General features: G+C 61.4%; 16 protein-coding genes. 9 read left to right on the top strand and 7 right to left on the bottom strand.

Translation table 11 applies throughout. The features are described 5' to 3' along the window. The first annotated feature begins 166 nt into the window (after positions 1–166). From B9H00_RS09440 to B9H00_RS09430, 3 genes are all read left to right on the top strand, one after another. Positions 167–1,519, top strand: coding sequence for a sodium-dependent transporter (locus tag B9H00_RS09440; RefSeq protein ID WP_086900438.1), 1,353 nt, complete (start codon positions 167–169; stop codon positions 1,517–1,519). Between the two features lie 425 nt (positions 1,520–1,944). Beyond that, complete coding sequence (locus tag B9H00_RS09435; RefSeq protein ID WP_236944416.1) at positions 1,945–2,724, top strand: motility protein A; 780 nt, start codon at positions 1,945–1,947, stop codon at positions 2,722–2,724. Next, a complete protein-coding gene (locus B9H00_RS09430) occupies positions 2,724–3,653 on the top strand; it encodes an OmpA/MotB family protein (RefSeq protein WP_086900436.1) in 930 nt (309 codons plus the stop codon). The genes B9H00_RS09435 and B9H00_RS09430 overlap by 1 nt, the downstream gene beginning before the upstream one ends. Before the next feature lie 75 nt (positions 3,654–3,728). Here B9H00_RS09430 and B9H00_RS09425 read toward each other — a convergent pair whose 3' ends face one another. Next, positions 3,729–3,947: a PA3496 family putative envelope integrity protein gene (locus tag B9H00_RS09425; RefSeq protein WP_147376571.1), complete on the bottom strand. Its 219-nt coding sequence runs from the start codon at positions 3,945–3,947 to the stop codon at positions 3,729–3,731. Positions 3,948–4,123: 176 nt separating this feature from the next. Between B9H00_RS09425 and B9H00_RS09420 the strand changes: the two genes are divergently transcribed. From B9H00_RS09420 to B9H00_RS09400, 5 genes are all read left to right on the top strand, one after another. Then, positions 4,124–5,035: an SIS domain-containing protein gene (locus B9H00_RS09420; RefSeq protein ID WP_086900434.1), complete on the top strand. Its 912-nt coding sequence runs from the start codon at positions 4,124–4,126 to the stop codon at positions 5,033–5,035. Positions 5,036–5,149: 114 nt separating this feature from the next. After that, on the top strand, positions 5,150–7,348 hold the full coding sequence (uvrD, locus tag B9H00_RS09415) for a DNA helicase II (protein WP_086900433.1): 2,199 nt from the start codon (positions 5,150–5,152) through the stop codon (positions 7,346–7,348). A 114-nt stretch (positions 7,349–7,462) separates the two neighbouring features. Beyond that, positions 7,463–8,188: a phosphate signaling complex protein PhoU gene (gene phoU, locus B9H00_RS09410; protein ID WP_086900432.1), complete on the top strand. Its 726-nt coding sequence runs from the start codon at positions 7,463–7,465 to the stop codon at positions 8,186–8,188. Between the two features lie 99 nt (positions 8,189–8,287). Next, positions 8,288–9,016, top strand: coding sequence for a sulfate transporter CysZ (cysZ, locus tag B9H00_RS09405; RefSeq protein WP_086900431.1), 729 nt, complete (start codon positions 8,288–8,290; stop codon positions 9,014–9,016). 164 nt (positions 9,017–9,180) lie between these two features. Next, positions 9,181–10,152 carry an N-acetylmuramoyl-L-alanine amidase gene (locus B9H00_RS09400; RefSeq protein ID WP_086900430.1) on the top strand — a complete coding sequence of 324 codons (972 nt, stop codon included), beginning with the start codon at positions 9,181–9,183 and terminating at the stop codon, positions 10,150–10,152. Positions 10,153–10,174: 22 nt separating this feature from the next. Here B9H00_RS09400 and phoR read toward each other — a convergent pair whose 3' ends face one another. From phoR to B9H00_RS09380, 4 genes are all read right to left on the bottom strand, one after another. After that, a complete protein-coding gene (gene phoR, locus B9H00_RS09395; protein ID WP_086900429.1) occupies positions 10,175–11,473 on the bottom strand; it encodes a phosphate regulon sensor histidine kinase PhoR in 1,299 nt (432 codons plus the stop codon). 5 nt (positions 11,474–11,478) lie between these two features. After that, a complete protein-coding gene (gene phoB / locus B9H00_RS09390) occupies positions 11,479–12,162 on the bottom strand; it encodes a phosphate regulon transcriptional regulator PhoB (RefSeq protein WP_086900428.1) in 684 nt (227 codons plus the stop codon). A 156-nt stretch (positions 12,163–12,318) separates the two neighbouring features. Then, complete coding sequence (ubiA, locus tag B9H00_RS09385) at positions 12,319–13,185, bottom strand: 4-hydroxybenzoate octaprenyltransferase (RefSeq protein WP_086900427.1); 867 nt, start codon at positions 13,183–13,185, stop codon at positions 12,319–12,321. Positions 13,186–13,273: 88 nt separating this feature from the next. Further along, positions 13,274–13,861 (bottom strand): chorismate--pyruvate lyase family protein, encoded by a 588-nt coding sequence (locus B9H00_RS09380; protein WP_086900426.1) that lies wholly within the window; start codon positions 13,859–13,861, stop codon positions 13,274–13,276. Positions 13,862–14,133: 272 nt separating this feature from the next. Here B9H00_RS09380 and B9H00_RS09375 point away from each other — a divergent pair, with 272 nt between their 5' ends. Further along, complete coding sequence (locus tag B9H00_RS09375) at positions 14,134–14,409, top strand: HU family DNA-binding protein (protein ID WP_086621156.1); 276 nt, start codon at positions 14,134–14,136, stop codon at positions 14,407–14,409. Between the two features lie 63 nt (positions 14,410–14,472). Here the strand turns inward: B9H00_RS09375 and trpA are convergent, their stop codons facing one another. Then, complete coding sequence (trpA, locus tag B9H00_RS09370; RefSeq protein ID WP_174678720.1) at positions 14,473–15,294, bottom strand: tryptophan synthase subunit alpha; 822 nt, start codon at positions 15,292–15,294, stop codon at positions 14,473–14,475. Beyond that, the gene (gene trpB / locus B9H00_RS09365; protein WP_086901803.1) at positions 15,294–16,622 is read right to left on the bottom strand and encodes a tryptophan synthase subunit beta; all 1,329 of its coding nucleotides are present in this window, start codon (positions 16,620–16,622) and stop codon (positions 15,294–15,296) included. Before trpB ends, trpA begins: the two co-directional genes overlap by 1 nt. Positions 16,623–16,713 lie beyond the last annotated feature (91 nt).

Genomic DNA, 16,713 nt, shown 5'->3' with positions numbered 1-16,713 from the left:
CCGCCCACGCCTGTACAATGAGCGCCATCAATCGCTTCAGGCAGGCATCGTTGACACAATGACTCCGGAACAACATCAACAATGACGCACGGGCGTCGGCGAGGCACGGTGTCTATCGTCAAACCGGCCGCGCCTGCCGACTCACAGGGACACACAGGGTAACCTCATGACCAACAAGCCCCATTCTCATGCGCAGTGGTCCTCGCGCATCGCTTTCCTGCTCGCCGCGGTCGGCTCTTCCGTCGGGCTGGGCAATATCTGGAAATTCCCCTATATGACCGGGGAGAGCGGCGGCGGTGCCTTCGTTCTCGTCTATCTGATCTGCATTTTGCTGATCGGCCTGCCGATTCTGATGAGTGAGTGGCTGCTGGGCCGGCTGGGGCAGAAAAACCCCATTTCGACCATGAACCGCATCGCCGGGCGTCTCAAGCGCTCCAAGGCCTGGGTACTGATCGGTGTGGGCGGCATCCTTGCGGCCTGGCTGATTTTGTCGTTTTACAGCGTGATCGGCGGCTGGGCGCTGGCCTATATCCGCTACAGTGCGACTGCGACCTTTACCGGGCTTGACGGCGAAGGCGTTGGCGCGCTGTTTTCCAATCTGTTGGGAAGCCCTGGCCTGCTGCTGCTCTGGCACAGCCTGTTCATGATCTTGACCATTGCCATTGTGGCCGGCGGCGTCGCCGGCGGGCTTGAGCGGGCCGCCAAGATTCTCATGCCGGCGCTGGCCGTACTGCTGCTGGTCATGGTGGGCTATGCCGCCACCACGGGCAGCTTTGAAGCCGGGCTGGATTATCTGTTCAATCCCGATTTCTCAAGGCTCGATGGTGATGTGATTCTGGCCGCCATGGGCCATGCCTTTTTCACCCTGAGTCTGGGCATGGGCATCATGATGGCCTACGGCTCCTATCTCAGCGATGACGTCAATATCGGCCGCACGGCGCTGACGGTGGTCGTTCTTGACACGATCATTGCGCTGGCCGCCGGCATGGCCATCTTCCCGATCGTTTTCGCCAACGGTCTTGATCCGGCCGCCGGCCCCGGGCTGATCTTCCAGACCCTGCCATTGGCCTTTGGCAGCATGTCCGGCGGTGTCATTTTCGGCACGCTGTTTTTTGTACTGCTGGTCTTTGCCGCCTGGACCTCGGCGATCTCGCTGCTGGAGCCGATCGTGGAATGGCTTGAGGAGAAGTCTCCATTGAATCGTCTGCAGTCGGCGCTGGTGGCCGGAGCAGCGACCTGGCTTCTGGGCATTGCCACGGTGCTGTCGTTCAACGACTGGTCGGCCTTTACACCCTTTGGCATGACGGTGTTCGACCTGCTCGACTATGTGACCAGCAAGTTCATGCTGCCGCTGACCGGTCTTGCCACCATCGTGTTCGTAGGCTGGTTCATGGGGCGTGACGAAGTGCGCGCTCAGCTCAACATGAGCGGTATGGCCTTTGCTTGGTGGCGTTTCTCGGCGCGCTTTATCGCGCCTATCGGGGTCGCCATCGTGTTTGTTTATAACCTGATCCATTAACACGGGATCAGGACACTCGGCGGGCGCCTCTGGCGCCCGCTTTTTTATGTCTGGAAAAAGGAAAGCAGTGAGGTGTGATGTCCTCACTTGATCACAGCGTTGTCCACTGTCAATGGAAAATGTGGATAACTCTGTGGGAAAGGTGCACAACTCTTGTTCAAGCGAATGAATGCGTGCCAAAAATGGCGCTATTCGTAGCGTTTGACGAGAAAGGGCTCTGTCAGAATTGACCGGTCAATATCGGCAGCAGCGACGCTGGCTGAAGGAATTCCATCGGCCGTCGCCGTTACGCGCTGCACGCACATGGATGTTTTTTCATGACCAGCAGTCAATCCGGCAGCACTGACCGTTCCTCCCAGACGCCCTCCGGCCGTACGGCCGGCGTCCCCGGCAACCCTTCGACGGTGATCGGCATCGTGGTCAGCATGCTGCTGCTGATCGTCGTGGTGCTGTTTACCGCCCAGTCGCCCCTGAGCTTTTTCAATCTGGCCGGTCTTTTGATCGTGCTGACCGGAACGCTGGCCGCCACCATGATCAGCTATCCGATGCGCGAGATTCGCCGTGTGGTCGCGCTGGTAGGCAGTATCTTTCGCCGTGAACCCGATTTTATCCGCGAGGACATCGACGAACTGGTGGCGCTGGCCCGCGAGTGGATGCATGGCGATGCCCGCGCCGTGGAGCGGGCGCTGGAAAACACTCGCAACCCCTTTTTGCGCACCGGCATCAGCCTGGTGATCGATAACGTGCGCGAAGAGGAGATTCTCGATCTTCTGCGCTGGCGCATCACGCGTTTGCGCGCCCGGGAGCTGGCCGAGGCGCAAATCTTTCGCACCATGGCCACCTACGCGCCGGCCTTTGGCATGCTGGGCACTCTGGTTGGTTTGATCAATATGCTGGAGGTGATCCAGAACGGCGATCTGGCCGTCATCGGCCCACGCATGGGTGTGGCCCTGCTGTCGACCTTTTACGGCATCCTGCTGGCCAACCTGCTGTTCAGACCGATTGCGGTCAAGCTGGAGCGCCGCACCGAGGATCGCCTCATTGCAATGAACATGGTGCTGGAAGGGGTTTCCATGATCTCGCGCCGTCGCCTGCCCTCCTTTATCGAGGCCACGCTCAACTCCTTTATCAGTGAAGCCCACGACGAACTGGGCGAGCGTCTCCTGCCACGTGAGTCGGAAGGCAGTGGAGGCAGCACGCCGTGATGGATCACCGATCGTCGAGCTCCTCCGGTCAGGCCCGCCAGGCCGCCCGTGAGCTTGTGCTGACGGCCGATCGCAGCGATGAAAGCGATGGCTGGATGCTCAGCTATCTGGATCTTTTGACCCTGCTGCTGGTGCTATTCGTGCTGCTGCTGGCCATGCGTAGCGTGGTCCCACAGGAGGACCTGTCGTCCTCTACCATGGCGACCAGGCCCGCCGCGACAGTGATGGTCTCGCCGCTGACGCTTGCCGCCACGCAGCAACTGTCACCAGTACAAAACGTGCCGGTGAATGCCACCGGCGTGCTGCCCTGGCTTACGGCTTCTCCTTCGGCGCCCACGCCCTGGCAGATGCTGCCGGCGACCACAACGGTAGAGCCGCCACATCCCCGGGCACCGGCACGCGTGGACGTTCAGGCGGCGCTGGCGGTCATGATTCCGCTGATGGAACGGATGACGCCAATGGATGAGATGCCAGCGCCTTCAAACGAGGTCATGGCCATGGATCGACGACTGGCCGGTATTGAAGGGGTTCAGGTCACCCGCGAGCGCGAGCGCACCATCCTGCGGATCGAAGACCGACTGCTCTTCCCCAGTGCCGATGTCGACATCAGCGGCCAGGGCAGCGTACTGCTGGATCGTCTGCTGCCGGCGCTCAGGGATTTCGACGGTGAAATTTCGGTGGAAGGTCACACGGACAGTCGGACCATCTCGACGGAGCGATTCCCGTCAAACTGGGAGCTCTCCGTTGGGCGCGCCACGGCCGTGCTGCGCTACCTGAGCCGGGGCGGTGTCAGCGCCTCGCAGCTGCGGGCGATCGGCTATGGGCCAACCCGGCCGCTGGCCGGCAACAATACCGAAGCAGGCCGCGCCCAGAACCGTCGGGTCGAGCTGGTATTGAGCCCGGCTGCGACACGCTCGACCAGCCCGTAGCCACCCTTCTACCGCTTGCGATCGTGGCCGGCCCTGCCGGTCGCGGTCGTTTCACGCACAGGTGTGCGGTGTCGGCTAGCCGAAGTGATGCCGTCGTTCATCCTCCTCGCTGAGTTGCGTGGCCAGCCGTCGTGATTCGAAGTGATCCTCGATACCCCGACGGGCCTTCAGGGCACGCTCGGCGGCGCGCTGTCGGCGTTTCTCGTTTTCCTTCGCATCAATATGCAGGGCGATATCGAGAATTTCGTTGCGAACGGCATTGAGTCTGGATTGATCAGCAGTCTGTTTTTGCATGAACGATGCACCCTTCGACATTGAAATGGATCCGGGACATGACACTGTGTCGACGTGACCATGAACGTGATAGTCAGCGTCGATCAGTGCTCGCACTCAGCGTATGATAGTGCTGTTGACAATTTTATGACGTACCGCAACAAAGGGCGTGCGTCAACCAGCACAGAGGATGCACCTTGAGTGTCACGCTTTTTGATGACCTTCGCGCCCGGCTTCCGGCCTTTCGCCGCTCCGAGCAGAAAGTGGCCCGTTTTGTACTGCGCAATGCCGATGAAGTCATTCATCTGCCACTGGCCGCGCTGGCTGGCCGGGTAGGCGTCAGCGAGCCTACGGTCATCCGATTCTGTCGTGCCATCGATTGCACGGGGTATCAGGACTTCAAGCTCAAACTGGCGCAGACACTGGCGACCGGTGAGCAGTTCTCCGAGTTTTCGATGAATGAAACCGACAGCGTCGCCGAGTTCTCCCGCGGAATCTTTGATTCCACCGTGGGAACGCTTCTGGGCGTACGTGACCGAATCGACGCCACCAGCATGACCCGCGCGATCAACGCGCTGTCGGATGCCAGCCGGGTCGAGTTCTACGGTTACGGTGCCTCCGGGGCAGTGGCCATCGATGCCCAGCACAAGTTCTTTCGCCTTCGCATCTCGACGGCGGCCTATTCCGATCCACACATGCAGCACATGTCGGCGGTCACTCTCGGCGAGCATGATGTGGTGGTGGCCATTTCCCAGACCGGGCGTTCCAGCTCGCTGCTTTCGAGCGTCGACATTGCCCTGTCTCACGGCGCCACGGTCATTGGACTGTGTCCGGCGGATTCACCGCTGGCCGAAAAGTGCACGCTCGGGCTCTATATCGATGTGTTCGAGGACAGCGAGGTCTATCGCCCCATGAGTTCGCGCATCGCGCATCTGGTGGTGATCGATATTCTCGCCGTGGGCGTGGCCAAGACACGCGGCCCGCAATTGGCCGAGCATCTGGTAGCGGTCAAGCGCAGCCTTGATCCGCTGCGCACGGCCCGCCCCGACCCTTTCGACCGGGCCCGTCAGGAAAGCGCCCGCACCCGCGGCAAATCCGACGATCAATAGGCGCCGGGCAAGGCAGGGAGAGGGACCGGCAGCGCCGGATATGCTAGGGTAGAGACTTCTTTTTGATCTCTTCTCTCAGGCCCCTTCCGGCCGATTTCCAGGGTATCTGATTTCATGGACGCCTCTGCGCTACTCGATTCGCTCAACTCCGATCAGCGCGACGCGGTCGGCGCCCCTCAGGGCAACATGCTGGTGCTGGCCGGCGCCGGTTCCGGCAAGACCCGGGTGCTGGTGCATCGCATTGCCTGGCTGATGGAGGTCGATGGCCTGTCGCCCTGGTCGATACTGGCCGTGACCTTCACCAACAAGGCCGCCCGCGAGATGCGATCGCGGCTGGAGACGCTCTTGAAGGTCTCGCCGCGCGGCATGTGGGTCGGCACCTTTCACTCGATTGCCCATCGACTTTTGCGCACCCACTGGCAGGATGCCGGCCTGCCCGAGCATTTCCAAATCATCGACAGTGATGATCAGCTGCGGCTGGTCAAGCGGCTGCTGCGCGATCACAACATTGATGACGAGCGCTATCCGCCCAAACAGGTGCAGTACTTCATTGGCGGCTGCAAGGAAGAAGGCCTGCGCCCGGGCGACATTGACGCCCATGGTGATGCCTACATGCAGCAGATGGTCGATCTCTACGAGCTCTACCATCTCGCCTGTGAACGTGGCGGACTGGTCGATTTCGGCGAGCTGCTGCTGCGTTCGCTGGAGCTTTTGCGCGATAACGCGCGCCTTCTGCAGCACTACCGCGAGCGGTTTCAGCACCTGCTGGTCGACGAGTTTCAGGACACCAACACGTTGCAGTACGCCTGGCTCAAGCTGCTGGCCGGTGATCGTGCCTGTCTGACGGCGGTCGGCGACGATGACCAGTCGATCTATGGCTGGCGTGGCGCGAAGGTCGAGAACCTGGCGCGCTTTCGCGATGAGTTTCACGATACCCGCCTGGTCCGCCTTGAGCGCAACTACCGCTCGACCAGCGCCATCCTTGAGGCGGCCAACGCATTGATTCGCAACAATGCCGGGCGCATGGGCAAGGAGCTCTGGACCGACGTCACCGAAGGCGAGCGCATCTCCCTGTACGGCGGCTTCAACGACCTGGACGAGGCGCGCTTCATTGTCGATACCATTGCCGCTCAGGTACGCGAGAAGGATCGTGCCCGTCGTGATATCGCTATCCTGTACCGCTCCAACGCTCAGTCGCGGGTGCTGGAGGAGGCGCTGATTCGCCAGAAGGTGCCCTATCGCATCTACGGCGGTCAGCGCTTTTACGAGCGTCTCGAGATCAAGAACGCGCTGGCCTATCTGCGCCTGATGGTGTCGCGTGACGATGATGCCTCGCTTGAGCGCGTGATCAACGTGCCGGCGCGCGGCATCGGCACGCGCAGCGTCGAGCTGCTGCGCGCCTATGCTCGCGACGAGGGCGTCTCGCTATGGCAGGCCCTCAACGATGCGCCATCAAAGGGGCTTTTGAAGGGACGCGCCGCCTCGAGCGTGACCACCTTCAGCAATCTGATCGATCAGCTCGATAACGACACCGCGGGCCTGGCCCTGCACGAAATGATCGATCACGTCATCAGCCAGACCGGCCTGATCGAACATCACCGCGCCGAGAAGGGTGAAAAGGGTCAGGCGCGGGTCGAGAACCTGGAAGAGCTGGTCAGCGCGGCGAAGTCCGCTACCCAGAGCAACCCCTTTGATCCGATGAGCGATCGTGAGGGCGACACGCTCGGCACCTTCCTGGCAGAAGCCGCACTCAACTCCGGTGAGCATGAAGCCGATGAATTCGAGGATGCGGTGCAGATGATGACCCTGCACTCGGCCAAGGGCCTCGAGTTTCCGGTGGTGTTCGTGGCCGGCATGGAAGAGGGCCTTTTTCCGCACAAGATGTCGCTGGAAGAACCCGGCCGTCTCGAGGAGGAGCGCAGGCTCTGCTATGTCGGGGTCACGCGGGCGATGGAAAAGCTCTATCTGACCCACGCCGAGTCGCGGCGTCTGCACGGCAAGGAGACCTTCCAGCGCCCGTCGCGCTTTCTGCGTGAGCTGCCGGAAAATCTGGTCGAGGAGGTTCGCCTGCGCGGACAGATCTCGCGCCCGGTCACCTCGAAGGCCTCCAGCGTGCGCCAGGAGCAGGTCGATGGTGGCGAGGAGCTGCCGAGCCTGTCCCTGGGGCAGCGGGTCAGCCATCCGGTCTTTGGTGAAGGGGTGGTGATCAATGCCGAAGGTCAGGGTCAGCGTGCGCGGGTCCAGGTCAGCTTCGAGGAAGACGGCGACAAGTGGCTGGTACTGGGCTTTGCCAGGCTGGTACCGCTGGGCTGAAGGCGCCAGTACATCAGGCAGTCGGGTCTGTCATTAAATTGTCATGACACTGCGCGATGCTGGCGACAACATGGCGCTGCCAGGCAGCGCCCCTGATCCGTGCACGGAGTCATCATGGACATTACCAACGACCCTCACAGCCAGCATATTTCACGTCAGTTCAATCAGGAGCTGGAGTCACTGAAGACCCAGCTGCTGGCGATGGGGGGGCTGGTAGAGCGTCAGATCAACGAGGTTATCGCCGCGCTGCTGGAAGGCAATTTCGAGGCGGCCGAGCGGGTGCGTGACAACGACCGTGAGGTCAACAACTTCCAGCTCGACATCGATGACGAGTGCGCTCATATTCTCGCCCGCCGTCAGCCCACGGCCTCCGATCTGCGGCTGGTGCTGGCGGTGACGCGCGCAACTTCTGATCTGGAGCGCATGGGCGATGAAGCCAACAAGATCGCCCGTCATGCCCTGAGTCTGATCGAGGAAGGACTGACCAGCCGCGGCTTTACCGAAATTCGCCATATCAGTACCCGCGTGCGCGACATGGTGCGTCAGGCCCTGACCGCCTTTGCCCGCATGGACGTGCCCATGGCCCGTGAAGTGCTGGGCGAGGACGAGATCGTCGATCAGGACTACCAGACCGCCATGCGGTCGCTGGTCACCTTCATGATGGAGGACCCGCGCTCGATCAGCTCGGTGCTCAACGTCATGTGGATTCTGCGCTCGCTGGAGCGTATCGGCGATCATGCCGACAATCTGGCCGAATCGGTGATCTATCTGGTCGAGGGCGATGACATTCGCCATTCAAACAGCGCCCAACCCTCGCCCGACAGCCCTTCCGGTATCTGAATCCCCCCTTTTCCCTGCCGATCACCGGTCCTCTCTGCGAGGGCCGGTGGGTATGATAATCTGCCTGCCCACCCTCTTTGATGACTGGATAATCCTTCAATGGTGTATGCCGTCTCTGCGCTGGGGCGCGGGTTTTCCATGGTGCTCTCGCCCGGGCTTCGACGTTATGTCGTGATTCCGCTGCTGGCCAATCTGGCCATTTATGCCGCGCTGTTCACGTTTGTGATCCAGCGCTTCTCCGGCTGGGTCAACTACTGGATGGCCAGCGTCCCGGGCTGGCTCGAGTGGCTTGAATGGTTGATCTGGCCGCTGGTCGTGCTGTGTCTGATCATCGTGCTGGCCTTTACCTTTACGGTCGTGGCCAACCTGATCGCCTCGCCCTTTTACGGGTTTCTGGCCGAGAACGTCGAAAAGCGCCTGTCCGGGCAGCAGGAAAGCATCGATGACCGCTCCCTCTGGCGTCAGGCCATCGACAGCTTAAAGCGCGAGCTGCAAAAGCTGGCCTGGATGGCCCCCCGCGTACTGCTGCTGCTGTTAATCGGGTTTGTGCCCGTACTGCATCTGGCGGCACCGCTGTGCTGGGCGCTGTTTTCGATCTGGAGCATGTCGATTCAGTATCTGGACTACCCCATGGACAACAACGGGGTGAGCTTTCCCGACATGAAAAAGCGCCTGAGCGCGCGCTGGTGGCCGACGCTGACCTTTGGCGGCGTGGTCTCCGCCCTGATCTGGATTCCCATCGTCAATCTGCTGGTCATGCCGGCCGCGGTGGCCGCGGGCGTCATGATGTGGCGGCGTCATTACATGGCCCTGCCGGCGCCGCAATAGACCCTGTCTCGATGCAGGCAGGCGTGAGCAACACTGCTATGATGCGACCCTGTCGTCGTAACATGATGTGACATGTCGCATGAGATGCCCGTCAGGGCCTGCACAGTGACTCGTGTCATATGGCGTTTTGAAGCCCCGGATTCACCGTCCTGACGGAACACAACATGTCAAAATCCCTGCTCGTCGGTCTGGCACTGGCCATGGTGCTGGCCGGTTGCGCCAGCACGCCAACTCCTTCCCCAACGCCCGTGGTCGATACCGATGCCATTGACCGCATTTTCAGCAATGTGCCGGTCATTGACGATACAACCCCACCCCGGCGCTACACGCCGGCCCAGGGGGCGGCGCTCGAGCGTCGTAGCGGTTATCGGGTCGATCATTCGGTGTCGTCACGCGGACAGAATCAGCGCATTCGCTTTCTGGTGCTCCACTACACCGGCGGCGATGACGCGGCGGCCTTCAGGGCGCTGACCGGGGGCAACGTCAGCGCCCACTATCTGGTAACGGCGACCCCGGGCGAGTATCAGCATCAGCCGGTGGTCATGCAGCTGGTCGACGAGAATAAAAGGGCGTGGCATGCCGGGGTGAGCAGCTGGGCGGATCGCGTCAATCTCAACGATACGTCGATCGGCATCGAGATCGTCAATCGCGGCCACTACCCCTCGCCCGACGGCATGGTCTGGGACCCTTACAGCCGGGCCCAGATCGAGCTGGTGACCGCATTGGCCCGTGACATTGTCGACCGCTACCAGATCGCGCCGGAAAACGTGCTGGGCCACAGTGATATTGCGCCCGGACGCAAGGTGGACCCGGGCCCGTTCTTTCCCTGGCAGCGCCTTTACGAGGCCGGTGTCGGTGCCTGGCCCGAACGTCATGTCGTGACCCGCTATCAGCGCGAGCTGAGCGCTTCACCGTTGACCACGGCGCAGCTGCAGCGGGCGCTGGGGCTCTGGGGCTATCCGGTGAGCGTCACCGGCACGTTCGATGAGCCGACCCGCAAGGCGCTGTCAGCCTTTCAGATGCACTTTCGACCGGCCGATACCCGCGGCAATATCGATGTGGAAAGTCAGGCCATCCTGCTGGCGTTGCTGGAGCGCTACCACGGTCTGGCCGATGTTCGTGCCGTGCGTCAGTAGCGCATGAGGGCAGCGCCTGGAATCAGTCAGGCGCCCTTTCCAGCCGAGGCGCAGGGAAGATACAGCGAAAGCAGGCGCCTTCGCCGGGTTGGCTCTCGATATCGAGTCTGGCGTCATGGCGCAGCAGCACGTGCTTGACGATGGCCAGCCCCAGCCCGGTGCCGCCACTGGCCACCGAGCGACTCTTGTCGACCCGATAGAACCGCTCGGTCAGGCGCGGCAGATGCTCGGGAGAAATGCCTTCACCGTCATCAATGACCTCGACGACGGCACCATCCTTGTCCCATCGACGATAGACAATGGTGATATGACAGCCGGGTGAGGTGTAGCGCACCGCGTTGTAGATCAGATTGGACAGGGCGCTTCGCAGCTCTTCGACATCCCCGAACAGCCGACGGGTCTCCTCCAGCCGGCAGGTGATCTCGTGGCTGCCGGCAGAGAGTTCCTGCCCGTCCTCGGCGATCTGTTCACACAGCGCCACCATGTCAATGGAGCGTTCTTTGTGATGGCGCTCGCTGGTCTCGAGCCGTGACAGGGTCAGAAGATCCTCGACCAGATGCTGCATGCGTACGGTCTGTTCCTGCATGCGATTCAGGCCGCGCTTGAACGAGGTGGGCAGTGCATCATCGTTGTCCTGCCAGGTTTCGACGTAGCCGGTCAGTACCGTCAGGGGCGTGCGCAGCTCGTGGGAGACATTGGCCACGAAGTCGCGCCGAGTTTGTTCCAGACGCTGCAGCCGGGTCACATCCCGAATGATCAACAGACGTTCGTCATCGCCAAAGCGGGTGATCTGACATGCCAGCGTGCGGGCGTCATTGGTGGGGGCATTGATCGTGACCGGCTCGCTGTAATCCATTTTGCGAAAGTAGCGAATAAAGTCAGGATCACGCAGATAGTTGGTCAGGTGATGGCCGCGGTCCTGATGTTTATCCAGCCCGACCAGCCGCTCGGCGGTACTGTTCCACCAGTCCAGACAGCCGCGCGAATCGAGCATTACCACCCCCTCGCTCATCGACTCGGCGGACTCCTGAACACGCTTTAATACCGAGCGCAGGCGGTTTTGCAGCTGCTGCTGGCCCTTCTGATAGCGATAGAGTCGGTCGAACAGATCCCCCCATACCCCTTCGCCATCGGGCGGGCGCTGTTCTACCGGGGCTTCCAGCCAGCGGTAGAGCCGCCTTAGATGTCTCAGGGTAAAGGCGAGATGGATGCCCAGTCCCAGAGCCAGCCCCCAGCCCGGATAGCCCAGCAGCATGCCAAGGATGGTAAAACATACGGCCAGATAGGCCAGGCGCCAGAGTTCGTTGAGCCAGTAATGCATGCCGGCTACCGCGACGAGAAGCGATAGCCGGTACCGCGTACGGTCTGCACCAGGTGCTGATGGGCATCTCCCAGCACCTTTCGCAACCGGCGAATGTGAACATCCACCGTTCGCTCCTCGACATAAACATTGCCCCCCCAGACCTGATCAAGCAGCTGGGTACGGGTGTAGGCGCGTTCCTGATGGGTCATGAAGAACTGCAGCAGGCGGTATTCGGTTGGTCCGATCTCGAGCGCTTGTCCATCCACACTGACGCGATGGCTGACGGGATCAAGCATCAGCCCACCGACCTCGACGGTTTCCTCGACACCGGCCGGCGTCGTACGCCGCAGCACGGCCTTTAGGCGAGCGATCAGCTCACGGGGAGAAAAGGGCTTGGTGATGTAGTCATCAGCGCCGCTTTCCAGCCCCTGAACCTTGTTGTCTTCTTCGCTGCGGGCCGTCAGCAGCACGATCGGGATGTCGCGGGTAATGGGGTCGCGCTTGAGGCGACGCGCGAGATCAATGCCGCTGACGCCGGGCAGCATCCAGTCCAGTAAAATCAGATCGGGGCGCTCGTCGACGACCAGCTCATGGGCGGTGATGGCGTCTTCGGCTTCGAGAATGCGAAAGTCCGCCATCTCGAGCGCCATGGCAATCATTTCACGAATCGGCGCTTCGTCGTCGACGATTAAAACGGTTCTGGACATGAGTGGCTTCCCCTGCCGGATAGCGATGGCGACTGACGAGATGACCAACGCGATGGCGGTCGGTCACGGGCTTCGTCATGTGATCGTCATTCAAACGTCTTCATATGACAACTTTATGACACTCCCGCCGGGAATGACGCCATCGCTTCCAGAGGATTAAGCCTGCCAGGTTGCCAGTGCAATGCCGGCAAAGAGCAGTATTCCTACCCAATGATTGTTCAAAAAGGCCTGAAAGCAGCCCTCGCGGGTACGTGTGCGACATAATCGCTGCTGATGGACGAACACGACGGCAATGGCGGCAAGCGATGCCCAGTAGAAGCCATCCAGCTCCTCCAGGCGGCCCACGACCGCCAGCAGCATCAGCATCAGCACCTGCAGCGCGCCCTGAATGACCAGATCCATCCGGCCGAACAACACGGCAGTCGACTTGATGCCGATTTTCAGATCATCGTCACGGTCGACCATCGCATACCAGGTGTCATAGACCAGCGTCCAGACGATATTGGCAAAAAAGAGCCACCAGGCCACGGCCGGCACATGGCCCTGCTCGGCGCCAAAGGCCATCGGAATGCTCCAGCCAAAGGCCGCGCCCAGTACCACCTGCGGGAGATGGGTATAGCGCTTCATGAACGGATAGCTGGCGGCAAGCGCCGCGGCCCCGAACGACAGCATGATGGTATAGGCGTTGGTAAAGCAGACCAGTACGAAGGCGATCGCCAGCAGCACGCCAAACAGCGTCAGCGCTTCACGTTCGCTGATGCGCCCGGTCGCCAGCGGTCGATCATGGGTACGCTTGACGTGGGCATCGAAGTGGCGGTCGGCATAGTCATTGATCACGCACCCCGCTGCGCGCATGACATAGACCCCCAGGATGAAGATGATCAGGTTGTGACGCGTGGGCAGGCCATCGCCGGCCAGCCACAGGGCCGCCAGCGTCGGCCACATCAAAAGCCAGGTGCCGATGGGCCGGTCGAGCCGGGTCAGGCGCATGAAGTCAGGGAGACGAGCGAGGGGCGACGGCATCGTCGGGGCTCCAGTCAGGGTAAAACGAGGATGTCAGCGTAAAAACATGAGTCTACCCGAAATGACCCGGTGTCGAGTCATCCATGCATCATGGGCGCAGGCGTCGGGTGAAACGTTCATGCACGAAATACTCCTGCACCAGCAGCGGTGGGCGATCAGGCCCTAGGGTGAACAGCGAGCGTCGGCCCCACGCCACGGGCAGGTCCAGAAACCCCGGGGCATCCCGGGTCATTTCGATATCCGAGCGCTTTACCATGGATTTTCCTGGTGCCCGCGCGGCTCTGGCAAAAAGCTGATGGCCAAGCGCCTGGGTGCCCAGGCGGGCCATCCAGGGCGGGCAGCCCCTAAGCGCCATGACCGACCGCGCCGCTACCAGCACCTCGCCCTTGGCTTCCAGCGTGACCTCCCGTCGCCAGACCCGCTGTCCGGCCGCCAGGCCCAGCGCGGTCAGTTCGTCATGGCGGCCTCGCCCGGCCCCCTGGGCGTGCAATCGAACCGTGATGGGTGCATCAACCAGACGAGACAGTCTTGCTGTAAGCGAATCCCGTGACCTCATCAGGTCTGCGAGTGGATTTTCAAGTTGTACACCGGACAGCGTGATCGGTTGCCAGCGTGTCAGTGGCAGCAAGGGCCTAGGAGATTCGGGCATGAAGGCAACATCCGAAAAGAGGGTCATCGGGTATCTTTTTGTACCTGTGGGGTAAAAATATCATCCATTAGGCTGGATATACGCGACAAAGTGCCATTTTGTGCAGTTTTGGCTGGCGTGAAGCGGGGCGGCGTTGCTAGTCTAGGCCCGTCGAACAGTGTTCGCCCTGCAAGGCTGGCCTCATGGCGCTGGTGCAGGGCAGTGAGCGACCCTTCGCGCACCCTCTTGCAGTGTGCGAATTCGATATAACAATGGGCGGCACCAAAAATCGCCATGTTATTGCCCAACCAGGAGGCGTTATGCGCAAACCAGAACTCGCCGCGGCCATTGCCGAGCAGGCGGATCTTTCAAAGGACAAGGCAGGTCAGGTACTCAACGTCGTACTCGACGAGATTACCCGTAGTGTTGCCAGAGGCGAAGATGTCACCCTGATCGGGTTTGGCACCTTCACCGTGCGCGAGCGCGCCGCACGTACCGGCAAGAACCCGCAGACCGGCAAGGAAATCCAGATTCCTGCCAGCAAGAACGTTGCATTCAAGGCCGGCAAGGGTCTCAAGGACGCCGTTTCCAAGTAATCCTCTCAAAGGGATTATGGCGTTGATATCACCGGCTGCCCCAGGGCAGCCGGTGTTGTTTTATCAGGCCGTTGCCAGACGTGCCTGCCGAACGCCACGGGCGAGTTCACGTACCAGGGCATGCACGTCCCGGGTACCGGCCTCGACGCTGTCGGCGTGTTCGATGCAACTGATCAGTGCGGACCCGACCACCACGGCATCGGCGAAACGACCGATGCTGGCCGCCTGTTCGGCGCTGCGGATGCCAAAGCCTACGGCGATGGGCAGATCGGTATGGGCACGAATGCGGGTGATCGAGCGCTCGACGCTTTCCGGCGTGGGCGCGGCAGCCCCCGTGACCCCGGCCACCGAGACGTAATAGATAAAGCCCGAGGTATTTTCCAGCACCCGCGGCAGGCGCTTATCATCGGTCGTGGGCGTGGCCAGACGAATGAAGTCGATGCCGGCACGCGCGGCCGGCAGACACAGCTCGCTGTCATGCTCCGGCGGCAGGTCTACCACGATCAGCCCATCCACGCCGGCCTCGGACGCATCTTCCAGAAACCGTTCAACACCATAGCGATAGATGGGGTTGTAGTAGCCCATCAATACGATGGGTGTGTCCTGATCATCGCGACGAAACTCGCGCACCATCTCCAGCGTTTTTTGCTGGGTGTGCTGGCCCTTCAGCGCGCGCAGGGCGGCTTTCTGAATCGAGGGACCGTCGGCCATCGGGTCGGTGAACGGCATGCCCAGTTCAATGATGTCGGCGCCGGCGCCCGGCAGGCCCTTGAGCGTGTCGAGCGAGGCCTGATAGTTCGGATCGCCGGCCATGGTAAAGGTGACCAGTGCCGCACGGTCTTCAGCCTTGAGCGCCTCGAGGCGGCGAGTAATACGTGTGGCCATTATTCGGTCTCCCCGGTCTTTTTCGCCACATCATGCGGCGGCTGCATGTCATCAATCCGGCCGGGCTCGGCGGCCTCTACCGTGGTGTTCGGCAGTTTGTCGGTGTCACCGTGCTGTTCGAGCCAGTTGGCAACGCTTGCCATGTCCTTGTCGCCCCGCCCGCTCATGTTGAGCACGATCAGATGATCCTCGGGCAAATCCGGGGCAATCTTTTTGAGATGGGCCAGCGAGTGCGCCGACTCCAGCGCCGGGATGATGCCTTCGAGTTCACAGCAGAGCTTGAAGGCCTGAATCGCCTCGTAATCGGTGATCGAGACGTACTCGACGCGCTTTTGGGTATGCAGCCAGGCGTGCTCGGGGCCGATGCCCGGATAGTCCAGACCCGCCGAGACCGAGTGGGCGTCGGTAATCTGACCATCATGGCTTTGCAACAGGAAGGTTCGGTTGCCGTGCAAGACGCCCGGCTCGCCGCCGTTGAGACTGGCGGCGTGTTCGCCGGTCTCGATGCCGTGACCGGCCGCTTCGACGCCGATCATGTGGACGCTTTCGTCATCCAGCATCGGATGAAAAAGCCCCATGGCGTTGGAGCCCCCGCCGATGCAGGCCATCAGCGTGTCCGGCAGGCGCCCTTCCTTCTCGAGAATCTGTTCGCGGGTTTCGCGCCCGATCACCGACTGGAAATCACGCACCATGGCCGGATAGGGATGCGGCCCGGCCACCGTACCGATCAGGTAGAAGGTGGAGTCCACATTGGTGACCCAATCGCGCAGCGCCTCGTTCATGGCGTCCTTGAGCGTGCCGGTCCCGGATTCGACCGGAATGACCTCGGCGCCCAGCAGCTTCATGCGAAAGACGTTGGGCTGCTGGCGCTCGATGTCGGTGGCCCCCATGTAGATCACGCACTCCATGCCAAAGCGCGCCGCCACGGTAGCCGTGGCCACGCCGTGCATGCCGGCGCCGGTTTCGGCGATGATGCGCTTTTTGCCCATCTTGCGGGCCAGCAGGATCTGACCGATGCAGTTATTGATCTTGTGCGCGCCGGTGTGGTTCAAATCCTCGCGCTTGAAGTAGATCTTTGCCCCGCCCAGATGCTCGGTCAGGCGCTCGGCGTAATACAGCGGCGTGGCGCGACCAATATAGTCGCGCTGGTAGCCCTCAAGCTCGCGGCGGAAGGCCTCGTCGGTACGTGACCACTCCCAGGCTTCCTCGAGTTCGAGAATCAGGGGCATCAGGGTTTCGGCCACGAAACGGCCGCCGAAATCGCCGTAGAAGCCGTTGACGTCGGGCCCTTTCGAGAAGCGGGTGTTTGATGCAGTAGCAGACGACATGGTGATCTCCCTGTCCGTCATGATGGTGAGCCATGACAGACGCGCTCATGAAACGAATATCGATGGCTTTATCGATGATGTCCCTATCGTG

This window comes from Kushneria marisflavi (assembly GCF_002157205.1).
GTDB lineage: Bacteria > Pseudomonadota > Gammaproteobacteria > Pseudomonadales > Halomonadaceae > Kushneria > Kushneria marisflavi.
Note: the sequence above shows the minus strand (reverse complement) of the source record. Positions and strands in the feature narration are given on the sequence as shown.